At 28.4% G+C, this 14,581-nt stretch carries 14 protein-coding genes and 1 pseudogene; 1 reads left to right on the plus strand and 14 read right to left on the minus strand.

The features are described from left to right. Nucleotides 1–1,314, minus strand: a pseudogene (locus Q0V08_RS06165) (endonuclease MutS2); the annotation flags it as partial. 160 nt (nt 1,315–1,474) lie between these two features. Between Q0V08_RS06165 and rpmB the strand changes: the two are divergent. Continuing rightward, nucleotides 1,475–1,732: a 50S ribosomal protein L28 gene (gene rpmB / locus Q0V08_RS06170; protein WP_023051044.1), complete on the plus strand. Its 258-nt coding sequence runs from the start codon at nt 1,475–1,477 to the stop codon at nt 1,730–1,732. Nucleotides 1,733–1,867: 135 nt separating this feature from the next. Here the strand turns inward: rpmB and rpsR are convergent, their stop codons facing one another. The 13 genes from rpsR to Q0V08_RS06235 form a co-directional block, all read right to left on the minus strand. Continuing rightward, nucleotides 1,868–2,086, minus strand: coding sequence for a 30S ribosomal protein S18 (gene rpsR / locus Q0V08_RS06175; RefSeq protein WP_023051045.1), 219 nt, complete (start codon nt 2,084–2,086; stop codon nt 1,868–1,870). Nucleotides 2,087–2,132: 46 nt separating this feature from the next. Beyond that, the gene (gene rpsF, locus Q0V08_RS06180) at nt 2,133–2,417 is read right to left on the minus strand and encodes a 30S ribosomal protein S6 (protein ID WP_023051046.1); all 285 of its coding nucleotides are present in this window, start codon (nt 2,415–2,417) and stop codon (nt 2,133–2,135) included. Between the two features lie 103 nt (nt 2,418–2,520). Continuing rightward, entirely contained in the window at nt 2,521–3,591 is a 1,071-nt protein-coding gene (ftsZ, locus tag Q0V08_RS06185) for a cell division protein FtsZ (protein WP_297433033.1), read from the minus strand. A 17-nt stretch (nt 3,592–3,608) separates the two neighbouring features. Further along, the gene (ftsA, locus tag Q0V08_RS06190) at nt 3,609–4,916 is read right to left on the minus strand and encodes a cell division protein FtsA (RefSeq protein ID WP_297433035.1); all 1,308 of its coding nucleotides are present in this window, start codon (nt 4,914–4,916) and stop codon (nt 3,609–3,611) included. Beyond that, nucleotides 4,906–5,598: a cell division protein FtsQ/DivIB gene (locus Q0V08_RS06195; protein ID WP_297433037.1), complete on the minus strand. Its 693-nt coding sequence runs from the start codon at nt 5,596–5,598 to the stop codon at nt 4,906–4,908. The genes ftsA and Q0V08_RS06195 overlap by 11 nt, the downstream gene beginning before the upstream one ends. Nucleotides 5,599–5,631: 33 nt before the next feature. After that, entirely contained in the window at nt 5,632–6,492 is an 861-nt protein-coding gene (locus Q0V08_RS06200) for a D-alanine--D-alanine ligase (protein ID WP_297433039.1), read from the minus strand. Between the two features lie 14 nt (nt 6,493–6,506). Further along, nucleotides 6,507–7,349 (minus strand): UDP-N-acetylmuramate dehydrogenase, encoded by an 843-nt coding sequence (gene murB / locus Q0V08_RS06205; RefSeq protein ID WP_297433041.1) that lies wholly within the window; start codon nt 7,347–7,349, stop codon nt 6,507–6,509. Next, a complete protein-coding gene (gene murC / locus Q0V08_RS06210) occupies nt 7,336–8,685 on the minus strand; it encodes a UDP-N-acetylmuramate--L-alanine ligase (protein ID WP_297433043.1) in 1,350 nt (449 codons plus the stop codon). Before murC ends, murB begins: the two co-directional genes overlap by 14 nt. Continuing rightward, complete coding sequence (gene murG, locus Q0V08_RS06215) at nt 8,686–9,759, minus strand: undecaprenyldiphospho-muramoylpentapeptide beta-N-acetylglucosaminyltransferase (RefSeq protein ID WP_297433045.1); 1,074 nt, start codon at nt 9,757–9,759, stop codon at nt 8,686–8,688. Nucleotides 9,760–9,772: 13 nt separating this feature from the next. After that, nucleotides 9,773–11,086 carry a UDP-N-acetylmuramoyl-L-alanine--D-glutamate ligase gene (murD, locus tag Q0V08_RS06220; RefSeq protein WP_297433047.1) on the minus strand — a complete coding sequence of 438 codons (1,314 nt, stop codon included), beginning with the start codon at nt 11,084–11,086 and terminating at the stop codon, nt 9,773–9,775. Between the two features lie 59 nt (nt 11,087–11,145). Beyond that, nucleotides 11,146–12,234 (minus strand): phospho-N-acetylmuramoyl-pentapeptide-transferase, encoded by a 1,089-nt coding sequence (gene mraY, locus Q0V08_RS06225; RefSeq protein WP_297433049.1) that lies wholly within the window; start codon nt 12,232–12,234, stop codon nt 11,146–11,148. Between the two features lie 18 nt (nt 12,235–12,252). Further along, nucleotides 12,253–13,539 (minus strand): UDP-N-acetylmuramoyl-tripeptide--D-alanyl-D-alanine ligase, encoded by a 1,287-nt coding sequence (gene murF / locus Q0V08_RS06230; RefSeq protein ID WP_297433051.1) that lies wholly within the window; start codon nt 13,537–13,539, stop codon nt 12,253–12,255. Nucleotides 13,540–13,608: 69 nt separating this feature from the next. Next, complete coding sequence (locus tag Q0V08_RS06235; RefSeq protein WP_297433053.1) at nt 13,609–14,499, minus strand: YegS/Rv2252/BmrU family lipid kinase; 891 nt, start codon at nt 14,497–14,499, stop codon at nt 13,609–13,611. Between the last annotated feature and the right edge of the window lie 82 nt (nt 14,500–14,581).

The following is a 14,581-nucleotide window of genomic DNA, read 5'->3' on the forward strand; positions in this document are numbered from 1 at the left end:
TTTCTTATCTTTTAAATAATCTATTACAGCCATGGCAAAAGCTGATCCTTCCATAGGGTCAGTTCCTGATCCCAATTCATCTAACAATACCAATGAAGCTTTTGTAACTGAATTTAAAATCTCTTGAATATTTTTTAAATGTGCTGAGAATGATGATAATGACTGTTCTATACTCTGCTCATCTCCAATATCAGCAAATACACCATTAAAAAATCCTATACTCGTTTTTTCATCTGCAGGAATTGGAATTCCAGCTAATGTCATTAGTGTTAATAACCCTGCTGTTTTTAATGCTACAGTTTTTCCACCAGTATTTGGACCTGTTATTAATAATGTATTATAGTCTCTTCCTATTTCAAATGTTAAAGGAACAACTATATTTTCATTTATAAAAGGATGTCTAGCATTTACAAGTGATAGCATCTCTTTATTATTTATCTCTGGAATTGCACATTTTTTCTCTATACCAAATTGAGATTTTCCATTTAATATATCTAAGTACATTATTGTATTACCAATCTCATTTATTATAGGGGTATTTAATCTCACTTGATCAGTTAATCTTAAAAGTATTTTTCTAATCTCTTCTCTCTCTCTAACTTCTAGCTCTCTCATTTTATTATTTAATGAAACAATAGAAATTGGTTCTATAAATACTGTTGACCCACTAGATGATCTATCATGCTCGATTCCTTTAATAAGTCCCTTAAAATCCGTTTTAACTGGTATTACACTTCTTCCATCTCTTGTTGTTATAATCTTTTCTTGTATAGCTTTAGAATAATTTGGATTAGTAAATAACTCTTCAAATTTTCTCTTAATATTAGCTACCATATTCTTCTTTTGGAATCTTAACTCTCTTAACTCTATAGAAGCATCGTCTTTTATATTTTTATCCGGATCTATAGCTTTATTTATCAAATCTTCTAAATTTTTGAAAATTGGTACATTTATAAATTTTCCTCTTAAATCTTTATATTTTTCTAAAGTTTCCAATCTACCTTTAAAAATTCTAAAAATTCTTAAGTTTATATTTATAGACCATAAGTCCTCTGGCTCTAAGTACATCCCCACAAGTTGAGCTTTTCTTGTAATATTTGTTATATCTTTCATTCCTGCTGGCTCAAACCCACCATCAAACTTTAAAAAATCCATAAAATCTCTAATTATTTCTAATTCTTTTCTTAAAGAGTTTATATCTTTAAATGGCTCTAAATCAAGTATTTTTTCTTGATTTTCTTCAATAGTCATATAATGTGATAACTCTTCTCTTAATTTATTAAACTCTAATACTTTATAACTATGAATATTCATATTACATATCACCTTTTCTATATATATTTTACCTTGTTATTATAGCATATTTAATGTTTTTTATAAACTATTCCAAATAATTTAAAAAATACCTTGATATTTTCTTTCAGTAATGGTATAATAATTTGCATGTTTATAACGAAAGCGAGGTGTAAATAGAATGCAAAGATGTGAAATTACTGGAAAAGGAATGACTTTCGGAAATCAAATTTCTCACTCTCACAGAGTAACAGGAAGAGTTTGGAAGCCTAACTTACAAACAACTAAAGTTGTTATCAACGGTGTTACTGTTAAAGTTAAAGTTTGTACTAAAACTTTAAAGACTTTAAAGAGTGCTAACGAGGTTGAAGTTATGCAAATCCTTAAAGCAAATGCTAATACTCTAAGTGCTAGACTTAGAAAAATATTAAGCAAATAATGCTTATAAAAAAAGACAGCTTTAAATAAAAAAGCCTGTCTTTTTTTTATTTTTGTAACTATATTTATTTTATAAATTTTTAATATCCACAATATAGAAAAAGAGGTTGAAGATAAATCTTCAACCTCATTATTTTTACTTCTCTACTCTTGTATATGGAATAAGAGCGATGTTTCTAGCTCTCTTAACAGCTTTAGCTATCTTTCTTTGTAACTTAGCGTTAGCTCCAGTTACTCTAGAAGGATTGATTCTTCCTTTATCAGAAACGAATCTCTTTAGTAAATCAACATTTTTGTAATCGATTTCTTCAGCTTTAACTCTTAATTTTGCTCTTCTTCTTCTGAATTCTGCCATTCTAATAACCTCCTTATTTGAGAATAAACGTCTTCTTTAGTTTTAATTAGTCGTTCTTAATTACGATGTATCTCATAACTTCTTCAGTTATGTTAAGCTTTGACTCAACCTCAGTTAACTTAGTACCGTCCATCTCTAAAGTAGTTAGTACGTAGAATCCTGTTTTCTTCTTATCGATTGGATAAGCAAGCTTTCTCTCTCCCCACTTCTCAGATTTAAGAACAGTTGCTCCAGCTGTAGTTAATATGTTGTTAACTTTAGCTATTACAGTTTCTCTTCCCTCTTCTAATATAGTTGGGTTGATGATGAACATTAATTCATACTTTTTCATGTTATTACCTCCTCCCTATGGTTTTAGCCCAAAATACACAATGATCTTGAGCAGGGCATTATTAATTCTAACATAGAATCAATAATTTTACAAGTATTTTTTATTAATCTCTTCTATTTGCTCTAATCCATGGTGGAAGATCTAGTTCATCTCTCACTTCTGATGTCTCTTCTACCTTTGGAGTTTCAGCCTTTTTCTCCACATTTATAAAAGATTCAGTTTTTTCTTGCTCATCACCAAAGCTATTAGCAATTATTGTAACTTGAATTTTATCACCATATGATTCGTCTGCTGTTATACCAAACATAATATCTTCTGCTGTTTTTCCTGCTGCTTCTTTTACTATATTAGCTATAGCTTGAGCTTCCATAAGTCCTAAGTTTGATGAACCAGCTATATTTATTAAAACCTTGCTTGCTCCCATAATTGACTTTTCTAAAAGAGGTGAAGATAGTGCCTTTTCTGTTGCTTTAGCAACTCTGTTTTCTCCCTCTCCCTCTCCAAATCCTAAAACAGCAACTCCTGAATTTTGCATAGTTGCTTTGATATCAGCAAAGTCTAAGTTAATAAGTCCTCTACCTATCATTAAATCTGCAATACCTTTAATACCTATTTTTAAAATATTATTAGCTTCTTTAAATGCATTTTGAAGAGTTATTGTTTTCTCTGGTAACTCAAATAGTTTATCATTTGGAATTATAACTAATGAATCTACATGCTTTTCTAAGTTCGATAACCCTAAATCAGCATTAGTTTTTCTTTTTCTTCCTTCAAAAGAAAATGGTCTAGTTACTATACCAATAGTTAAAACTCCCATCTCTTTTGCTATTTTAGCTATAACTGGTGCAGAACCTGTTCCTGTTCCTCCACCCATTCCAGCAGTTATAAATAACATATCTGTCTCTTCTAATAAATTTCTTAATTTTTCAACATCTTCTTCAGCTGCTTGCTTACCAACTTCTGGATCAGCTCCTGCTCCTAAACCTCTTGTTAGTTTTTCTCCTAATTGAACTCTTATATCTGCTAAAGAGTTGTTTAAATCTTGGGCATCTGTATTTGCCGCAATATATTCTACACCTGTTACTCCAGCTGAAATCATGTCATTTATTGCATTTCCTCCAGCTCCTCCAGCTCCGATTACTTTTATCTTTACTTCACATTCGTTATTAAACATTTTCATACAGCTCCTTATTATATAAAGTTAGAAATCCATTTTTTTATTTTGTTTAAAGTACCATCTGTAACCACTTCTTCTTCATACTCTTCTTCGTAGTCCTCTTGTCTAAAAGCTGTTTCATTTATAGGAAGTTCTGTAAATACTTCCTCTTCTTTTTCAATGGCTATAACTTCGTCCTTTAAACTTTCATCTCTTATTTCGTTTCTCTTTTTAAATTCTGCTTCTAATTTTGTTAACAAAATACCAATTACTGTCGACATAGATGGATTTACATTTTCTAATCCTCTAAGTGGAAATGGAGTAACTTTTCTAACAGCACACTCCATTTTACTTCCCACTTTACTAAAAATCTCATCTATTGATACTGCTCCACCTGTAAAAGCTAAACCTTTTCCTAAATAACCATTAAATCCAGATTCTTCTATTGTTTTTGAAATGAAATTAATTAAATCACCTGTTCTAGCATCAATTATCTCTTTAATTTCATCTATATTGTATTCTCCATTTTCTGTTTTTATTACTCCATTAGAATACTGTTTGCTTCTCAATTTTTCTAAAATCTCTTTGGCTTCTTTTTTTGGTATTTTTAAAAGATAACTTATATCATTCACAAAATGCATTCCACCTATTGATAAAGATTTTGTATAAATTATTTTATCATTTTTATAAATAGCTATATCTGTAACTCCTTCTCCTATATCTATTAGAGCTACTCCCATCTGTCTATCTTCATATTCTAAAGTTGATTTTGCAGATGCAGATGCGTTTAAAAATATATCTTCTACTTCTAATCCCGCGTTATTTATAACTTCTACTAAAGGATCTAATTGATCTTTTTTTATTGTTATTAGATGAACATCACCTTGAATACTTTTTCCAATTTGTCCTATTGGATTTTTTAAAATTCCAGAGCTATTAACCCTAACATTGTAAGCTTCTTGCTCAATAACGATTTCATCTTCTTTTAATATATTACCTTTTACTAATTCAATTAAATTATACATATCTTGAGCTACTATCTCTTTTTCATTAAACTCAATACATCCATGATCTGTTTTTGAAATAATTCTATCATTACTCACACCTAGTGAAACAACTTCAAATTCTCTTCCATTTCTTTGCTCTAACTCTTTTAGTCCTTTGGCTATACTTGCACTTAAAAGCTCAGGGTCTTCTACTACAGATCTTTTTATGCCTTCACTTGATACCTCTAAGTAATCTAGTACTCTTAACTTTAATCCCTCTGTACTAAGTTCTCCTAAAATAAATTTTATTTTACCATTTCCAACATCTAAAGCTAATTTTGTAATATTATCTCGCACTTTTCCCCTCCTTTTCCATTACTACTATATCTGTAAATCTTATATCTATATAATCTATCACCTTAGCCTTTATCAACTCCTTATATAGATTCATTGTTATTTCATATTTTTTTTTCGAAACTTCTGGTTCAGTTTTTATCTTAGTTCCGTCTCTCAAAATAATGTATATCAAGTTTTTATTTTCAGCGTATAGCTGTGAAACTTCATCTTTTAAATCTAGCTCTTTTAGTTTTTCCATTATTTCTAGAAGATATTCTTTTTCTTTAGCATCTTTTAATACAAGAATTGGCATACTTTTTTTAGGATATTCATCTAGCTTTCCAAAAATAGTTCCCTGTTCATCCATAGTATATATTCTTGAATTATGCTGTGCATAGTAATTACTATCTTTTTCTATGACATCAATAGTTATTTCATTTAAATTTTGTTTAGAAACAACCGCTTTTTTTATTCTCACATCTTTTAATAATTTTTTTTCTAATCCTTCTAAATTTAAATCATTAATATTTTTTCCTAAAATCTCTGTTTTTATTTTTTCTAAATCTGATTTAAGATTTGGCGAAACTTCACTAATTTGAACTTTTGAAATATTGAAAAATTCTCTATTTTTAAAGTCTTTTTCAACTTGAATTATAATAAAAGTTAGTGCCAATATTATAGCAATTTTAAATATATTTTTCAAGAATCTCTCCCTGTTATTTCAGATATTTTCTACTTAGCAACTTTCAACCATAATCTTAGTTAAATCATCAAAAGAATAACCTTTTAATGTTGCTAGTTTTGGGGCTAAACTAGTCTCTGTCATTCCAGGACAAGTATTTACCTCTAAGAAATAAGTTTTTCCATCTTTTAAGATAAAATCACTTCTTGTTACTCCCTTTAACCCTAACTTTTCATGAATTTTTCTAGCAGCTTCAGAAGCTTCTTCATATGCTTTTTCATCTATTTGAGCAGGACATTCATACTCTGTTTTTCCTACAGTATATTTTGATTCATAGTCATATAATCCAGATTTTGGTTTTATTCTAACTACGCCTAATTTCTCTCCATTTAATACTCCAGCTGTTAATTCATCCCCTTTTATAAATTCCTCTATTAAAGGTTCTTTATTTTGTAATACTTCATAAGCTTTTAGTGCTTCTTCTTTTGTGTTACAAATATATAACCCTACACTTGATCCCTCTTTTGCTGGTTTTATAACAACAGGATAACTATCAATTTCTTCAACAGAAGCATATGTCTTAGCTATTCTTATTCCTAAGTCTTTAGCTATTATCTTTGTTAAAATTTTATCCATCGCAACAGCACTACCTGTTACTCCTGAACCTGTGTATTTTTTACCTAACATATCTAAAACAGACTGAACTCTACCATCCTCACCATATTCACCATGAAGAGCTAGATAAACTAAATCATAATCATTCTCTATAAATGCTGATACTAAGTTTTCTTTTGTCAAATCTATTTTATATGCATCATACCCTTGTCTTAATAGACTATTTAAAATAGCCTGTCCACTTCTTAAAGAAACCTCTCTCTCTGATGTAATTCCACCCATAACAACTGCTATTTTCACTTGATCCCTCCTAGTTAGTTTCTTACTATTATAATCTCTTCTTCTAGTTGTATTCCAGTTTTATTTTTTACTTCTGCTTTTACCTCTTCTATTATATCTATAATATCTTTAAATTTTGCATCACCTTTGTTTACAACAAAATTTGGATGTACCATAGATATTTGAGCTCCTCCCACCTTTTTACCTTGAAGTCCAGCCTCTATAATTAATCTTGCAGAAAAATATCCTTCTGGATTTTTAAATGTACTTCCTAAGTTTGGTTCGTTTAATGGGTGATTTTCGCTTCTTTTTAATTTATACTTCTCTACAACTTCACTTAAATAACCATTTTCAAATTTGAAAGTTGCGCTTACTACAACCCATTTTTTCTCTTTTATCTCTGTTACTCTATATGAAAATTTTAATTTTTCTTTCTCTATTTTTCTAAGCTCATTATTTTCATCTATAATTTCAACTGATATTATTTTATCAAAAATTTCAGTTCCATGAGCTCCTCCATTCATAAAAACAAGTCCACCTACACTTCCTGGTATTCCTGCTAAATTTTCTAAACCTGTATAATTCTTTTCTGCCATATAATCTATTAAATCAGAAAAGTCTAATCCAGCTCCGACTTCAACTACTCCTTCACCTTTATCATCTATATAATCAATAGCCTTAAGAGAAATAAATGTTGTATCAAGCTCTCCATCAAATATTAATGTATTTGTTCCATTACCTATTATAAATCTATTTTCTTTCTCTTTCAAAACGTCCAATAATTCGTTTTTGTTTTCAATTTCAATAAACTCTTTAGCTGTTCCTCCAATTTTCATATTAGAATGTTCTTTCATCGAGTGATTTTTATATAATTTCATTTCCTATTCTCCCTATATTGTCTGCAATAGTATGAGCTAAATTAGATATATTCCCTGCTCCCATAAATAGGAATGTAGCTGATTCTTTTTCACCTGTTACTATTTTTTCTATATCTTCATTTTTCTCTATTATTCTACAGTGCTTATGCCCTATTTTTTCTTTTAATTTCTCTAATGTTACTCCAAATTCATTTTTTTCTCCTGCGCTATATACAGGCATTAATATAACTTCATCTACTCCTTCAAAACTACCTTTAAAATCATTTAAAAGAAAATTCACACGACTATATCTATGTGGTTGAAAAATTGCTATTGTCTTATTTTTTTCAATTGTTTTTGCACCTTGAATAGTTGCTTTAATCTCTGTTGGATGATGAGCATAGTCATCTATTATTCTTATTTTATCACTATGTAAAATATCATATCTTCTTTTCGCACCTTTAAAACTTAAAAGCTTTTCTGCTATTCTTTTTTTATCAATTCCATATTTTTTTGCTAAATAAATAACAGGTAAAGCATTTTGAATATTGTGATTTCCTGGAATAGCTAGCTCAAAATCTCCAAATTTTTCTCCATCTATGATTACTGTAAATACTGTTTTAGTATTTACTATTTTTATATCTGTTGCAATTATATTAGAATCACTTCTCTTAATGCTATACGTTTTTATATTTTTTCTACCCTTTATTAACTCTAACGTTTCTAAACAGTCATCACAAACTAATATCTCTTGTTTTGTCTGGTCCATAAACTGTTTAAATGATTTTTTTATATTCTCAAGTGAACCATGATTTTCAAGATGATCTGCCTCAATATTTGTTATTATTGAAATTTCTGGTGTTAGATGTAAAAATGAGTTGTCACTTTCATCAGCTTCTGCAATAAAAATCTCTGTTTTTCCACATCTAGCATTAGAACCTATCTCTGGTAAAATTCCACCAACAACTATTGTTGGATCAATATCTAAAAGTAATGATCCCAACATTGAACTTGTCGTTGTTTTTCCATGAGTTCCTGCTACTGCAATTCCTATTTCTTTATTCATTAAAAGGGCCAATAACTCTCCCCTCTTTATTATCTTTATTCCTAATTCTTTTGCTTTTATTATCTCTGGATTATCCTGCTTTATAGCACTTGAAGCTACAATTAAATCTGCGCCTAAAATATTTTCTGCATTATGCTCTCCAAAAACTTTAACTCCTAAGCTTTCTAGCTCTTCAGTTACATAATTTCTTGAAAGATCAGCTCCACATACATCATATCCTTTTAATTTCATAATTTTTGCTAAGCCACTCATTCCAATTCCATTTATTCCAATAAAATATATTTTATTCATCTAACTCCTCCATATATCCAAGCACTCAACTATCTTTTCAGCTGCATTACTCTTCTTTAAATTTTTAGCTTTTCTACTCATTTTATTTAACTCATCATCATTTTTTATGAGCTCTAAAGCTTTTTCTATGGCTTCATCTGCCTTGCTATCACTATATATAAGTGCTGCTTCGTTTTCTGATAATATCTTTGCATTTTGATACTGTCCAACTTTTATCGAATTATATGGTATTAAAATCGATGGTTTTTCAAGTTGCATTATTTCTGAAACGGTTAATGCTCCTGCTCTGCAAACAACCAAATCTGCTGCTGCCATTACATTTATCATGTTATTAAAATATGGCTTTATTATGTCACTAACCTTTATCTGTTGATCTTCTAATTTTTCATTTATTTCCCCAAAATTTTTATCTCCAGTAGCCCAATAAATTCTGATGCTTTTATCTTTATATATATCTTTTAAACTTTTGATTACTGCTTCATTTAAGGATTTAGCCCCAAGACTTCCTCCTGTTATTAAAAGTACTTTTTCGTCTTTTCCAATCTTTAATCTTTCTCTTTCAGTATCTTTATCCATTGTATAAATATCTTCTCTTAATGGATTTCCAGTAACTAAAAATTTATGTTGATCTTTTACTGATATCTCTTCATATGTTGTGTCAAAAGCTAGAAAACATTTTTTAGCTATTTTATAAAATAACTTATTTGCCATTCCTAAATCTGCATTTTGTTCTTGTAAATATATTTTTTTTCCTAAAATTGCACCTGCTAGTAAAACAGGTATTGAAATATAATTTCCAAATCCTATTATTATATCTGGCTGTTCTTTTTTTACAATTTTAAAAGCTTGTAAAAATGATTTTATATTTGAGAGGATTTTTTTAAAATTTTGAAACGGATATACATCTATTCCTAGAAATTTAAACCCCTCTTCTGGAACTAAATCTTTTTCCATTCTAGTTGAACTTCCTACAAATAAAACTTCCATACCTCTATTTAATAGTTTTTTTCCAACTGCCAATGCAGGATAAATATGTCCTCCTGTACCTCCAGTTGTTATAATTATTTTTTTCATCATAAATTCTCTCCTAATTAAAGTAACTTTTTACTAAGTCTTTGAAAACTATTCCTCTTTCTTCAAAATTTTTAAACTGATCAAAACTTGATGTCGCTGGAGAAAATAAAACAACTTCTTTATGATTTTTATCAACTTTAGATTTTAATTTTTCTAACACCTTATCTAAAGTTTTCAAATTAAAAATTCTCTCTTTTGAAAAACCAATTTTTTCTAATCCTATTTCTAATTTATCTGAAATATCACCTATCAAATAAACCTCTTTAACCTTATCTTTAATTATTTTTTCCAGTGGAGTTAAATCTAGCTCCTTATCATATCCTCCACAAATTAAAATCGGTTGTTCAAAAGCTTCAATAGCAAATTTAGTAGAATCTATGTTAGTACCCTTTGAATCATTTATAAATTCAACTGCACCGTATGAGAAAAAATTTTCCATTCTATGTTCTAATGTTTTAGTTGAATATAAAAACTCTCTTATTAATTCCGTTGGAATATCGAGTAATTTTCCTATACAAACAATAAATAACATATTTTCTAAATTATGCTTTCCTTTTAAAGATGCTAACTTTCCCTCTAGAATAAACTCTCCATTATAAAAAATCGATTCATTCTCAACCCATACACTCTCTTTTTTATATGTTTTATCCATTCCTACATATATTTTTTTTCCAGAAATCGTATCTACTCTTTTTAAACTTTCGGCACATGAAGTATTTACTATAAAATATTCACTTTCCTTTTGATTTTTTCCTATATTAAACTTTGTGTCATAATAGTGATCTAAATCTTTATATCTTGATAGATGATCTGGTGCTAAATTGACTATTAAAGAAATATCGGCTTTAAACTCCTTTATATTCTCAAGTTGATAAGAACTAGCTTCTAATACATAATAATCAAGCTCTGGATTCTCCACAATTGTTTCGCTAAAAGAGTATCCTATATTTCCACATACTTTTGCTTTATAACCAGCTTTTTCCAATAACTCTTGTGTTTTTGTAGTTATTGTTGTTTTTCCATTTGTTCCTGTTATAGCTATTATCTTTCCAGAGATTTTATTATTTTTTTTATATCTATAACCTAATTCAATGTCATCTATCACTTCTATTTGCAATTTCAGAGCTTTTTTTACTAAATCAGTATAAGGAACCCCAGGACTTTTTATAAACAAATCTATTTTATCATCTTCTAATATTTTCATACCTTCTTTTGACGATATTCCTATTTTATCATCTATTAAAAAAACTTTGTATCCCATTTTTTTTAAAGTTTTTTCGGAACCTTTACCGCTTACACCAGCCCCAAAAACAATTGCTTTCTTCATGGATTTCCCTCCTTATTTTTAAACGACAAAAACCACAGTGACTTTCACTGTGGTCTTATTTATAGTATTCCTCTTAATCTAACTATACCTAAAGCTATCATTCCTAAAAACAATGCAACAATCCAAAATCTCATTGTTACCTTTGTCTCTGGCAAGCCTGCTAATTCAAAATGATGATGTATTGGTGCCATTCTAAACACTCTTTTTCCTCTCATTTTAAAAGAACCCACTTGAAGTATAACTGATACAGCTTCTAATACAAATACTCCTCCAATTATTGGTAAAAGCAATTCTTGCTTAAGTAAAATTGCTACAACTCCCAGAATCCCACCTAGCGTTAACGATCCCGTGTCTCCCATAAAGATTTGTGCTGGATAAAAGTTATACCATAAAAATCCTAAGCCTGCTCCCACTAAAGCTGATAGAAATACTGATAATTCACCTATACCTGCTATATAATGTAAATTAAGGTGATTACTTAATTCAATATGACCTGTGAAATATGCTATTATTCCTAAAATTGTTGCACCTATTATTACAGGCATTATTGCTAATCCATCTAATCCATCAGTTATATTCACCGCATTAGATGTTCCCATTAGCACTAAAGCTATGAATATTAACATCAAAAAACTTCCTAAATAAAAATTACTATTTGATAATATTGGGTTCACAATTGATAAATCCAATATTTTATTTCCAGTTAAACCAAACTCCTTTATAAAAAACCAAGTAACTATAGCTATAAAACACTGACCCATTAGCTTTTTTTTACCTGACAATCCCTTCTTATTAACTGTAAATTTTTTATAGTCATCTATAAATCCAATACTACTAAAAAGTAGTGTTACTACAAACATTAAAATTAAGAATTTATTAAATAGATCACCCACTAATAATCCTGTTAATAAGGTTCCAAAAATTATTAATATTCCACCCATTGTCGGAGTTCCCTTTTTTGAAAAGTGACTAACAGGCCCCTCTTCTCTTATAGATTCTCCAAATTTTTTTACTTTCAAATACTTTATAAATGGTTTACCAGTAACTAAAACAACTAAAAATGCTAATATAAATGCTAAAAAACTTCTTAAATATATTGATTTAAGCCCCTCTAAAACTGGAAAATACCCTGCCAATAAGTATAGCATCCCTCTTACTCCTTTTTACTACATAATTATTTCTTCTAATTTCATCCCTCTTGAACCTTTTAATAAAACAGCTACATTCTCAGTTTTATTAAGTTCATCCCTTATATCTTCTTTTTTTGTAAAATGAATAATTTTAGGATTATTTAATTTTTCTGAAGCTTTTTTCATTCTTTCACCATAAATAAACACTTCATTAAACTCATATTTTAAAGCTTCTTTTAATATATCTACGTGATATTCTATCTCCTTATCACCAAGTTCAAGAGCATCACCTAAAACAACTATCTTTTTTTTCTTCAACGGTAGGGAAGCAAATGCATTTAAAGCCATTTTCATAGATACAGGACTCGCATTATACGCATCATTTATAAATAAAATTTTATTTTTTTCTATTTTTTCAAATCTCATAGATGTTATTTTAATATTTTTTAATGCATTTTTAATTTCGTCATAAGACATTCCAAATATTTTTCCTAATGCAATAGCAAAAGAAGCATTTATTACATTATGTAGTCCATTTAAAGACACAAAATATCTTTCATCATTTAGAAAGAAATTAACTCCCTCATAACTTTCGACAAAATTATTTATAATATAATTATTTTTATTTTCGAATCCAATTTTTAAAGCTTCTAAATTTTTTAAATAAAAATCATCACCATAAACTAAGGTATTATTTTTATCAACATAATTTAAAACTTCAGTTTTTGCTTTAAACACATTATCTCTATTTTTTAAAAATTCTAGATGAGAATCTCCAATATTTGTTATTACTGCATAATTTGGCTTTGCAATTTTTGATAATAAATCAATTTCACCTAAATTACTCATTCCCATTTCTAAAACTACAATTTCATCACTTTCTTTTAATTGTAACAATGTAAATGGAAGTCCAATTTGATTGTTATAATTTCCCAAAGTTTTTTGTGTTTTATATTTTGTTGATAAAACTCCATGAATTAAATCTTTAGTTGTTGTTTTACCTTCACTTCCTGTTACAGCTATAATTTTAATACATAATTTTTCTCTATATAACTTAGCTATATCTTGTAAAAAGTCTATACTATTTAAAACTTTAATAATTTTTTCACTTTCATTTGTAGGACTTTTATCACAAATGATAAGTTCTGCTCCTTTTTTAAGAGCCTCATCTATATAATTATATCCATTATTTATAGCTATAAATAACGAACCTTTTTCTACCTTCTTACTATCCATTTGAATATTATTAATCTCTAAGTTTTTAGGTAAATTTATATTTAACTTTTGAAAATAATTTAATAGAACTTCAGTAAATGTTTTCAATTTTACATCCCCTTTTTTTATATTCGCTCTATATTTTACCATTTTTTTAGTATTCTTTTCAATTTTTTTTTAACTAATACCTAAAACTTTTAAACCTTTATGAATACATTCAATTTCAATAGGTAAATTAGGCCCTGTTTCTCCATCTATATCTGTAGAATAATTTTCAACTCCTACAATTTTCATAAACCTAGTTTTAAAATATTTTATTGAATGAATTTTTTTCTCTAAGTGAGTTTTTGTAGCTAATGCTGCACTTATTTCTGGAACGTCTGTTATAAAATCTGGTTTTAACAGTAAAACATCGAAAAAGCCATCATCTAATTTGGCATTATATGCCAATTCAAAATTTCCAGCACTTTTTCCATTAAAAACTAAAAGAGAAACAATATCTGTTATTGCACTATATTCATCGCTCTCTAATATAATTTTCATTTTTTTTATCTTTGTCATCTCTTTTATTCCATTTAACACGTATGCTAATTTACCCATGGTTTTTATCATATTTCTATCGGTTGTTTGAGAGATTGTAGAAAAAACTCCAAGACTAGCTATATTTATAAAATATTGATTATTTATTCTTCCTAAATCTATCTCTTTAACATCTGTTGATAGTATCTTTTTACAAGCTTTTTCAATATTTCTAGGCATTTTTATTACATTAGCAAAATCATTTGCAGTTCCTGTTGGTAGTATCGCTATTGGAATATCTATATCATTTTTTTTTAAAATATTAACAAAACTATTTATTGTTCCATCTCCACCGGATATTAAAAAATGATCATAATCTTCAATATTTTTTAATATCTCATCTTTTTTACAGCTATAAGAAACTCTAAATATGTCAACAACAAACCCATGTTCTTGATAAATTTCAAAAATTTTATCTAATTCTTTTAAAATTTTTCCACCACCTGAAACAGGATTATATATTAATTTTACTTTTTTTTGCCTTTTCATATAATCATCCTCCAGTTTTTAAATATAAAAAAAAGATTGGCAACTTCCTATCCTCCCAGGGGGCTGCCCCCCAAGTACTTTC

The sequence above is a fragment of the uncultured Cetobacterium sp. genome, assembly GCF_947038635.1.
GTDB lineage: Bacteria > Fusobacteriota > Fusobacteriia > Fusobacteriales > Fusobacteriaceae > Cetobacterium_A.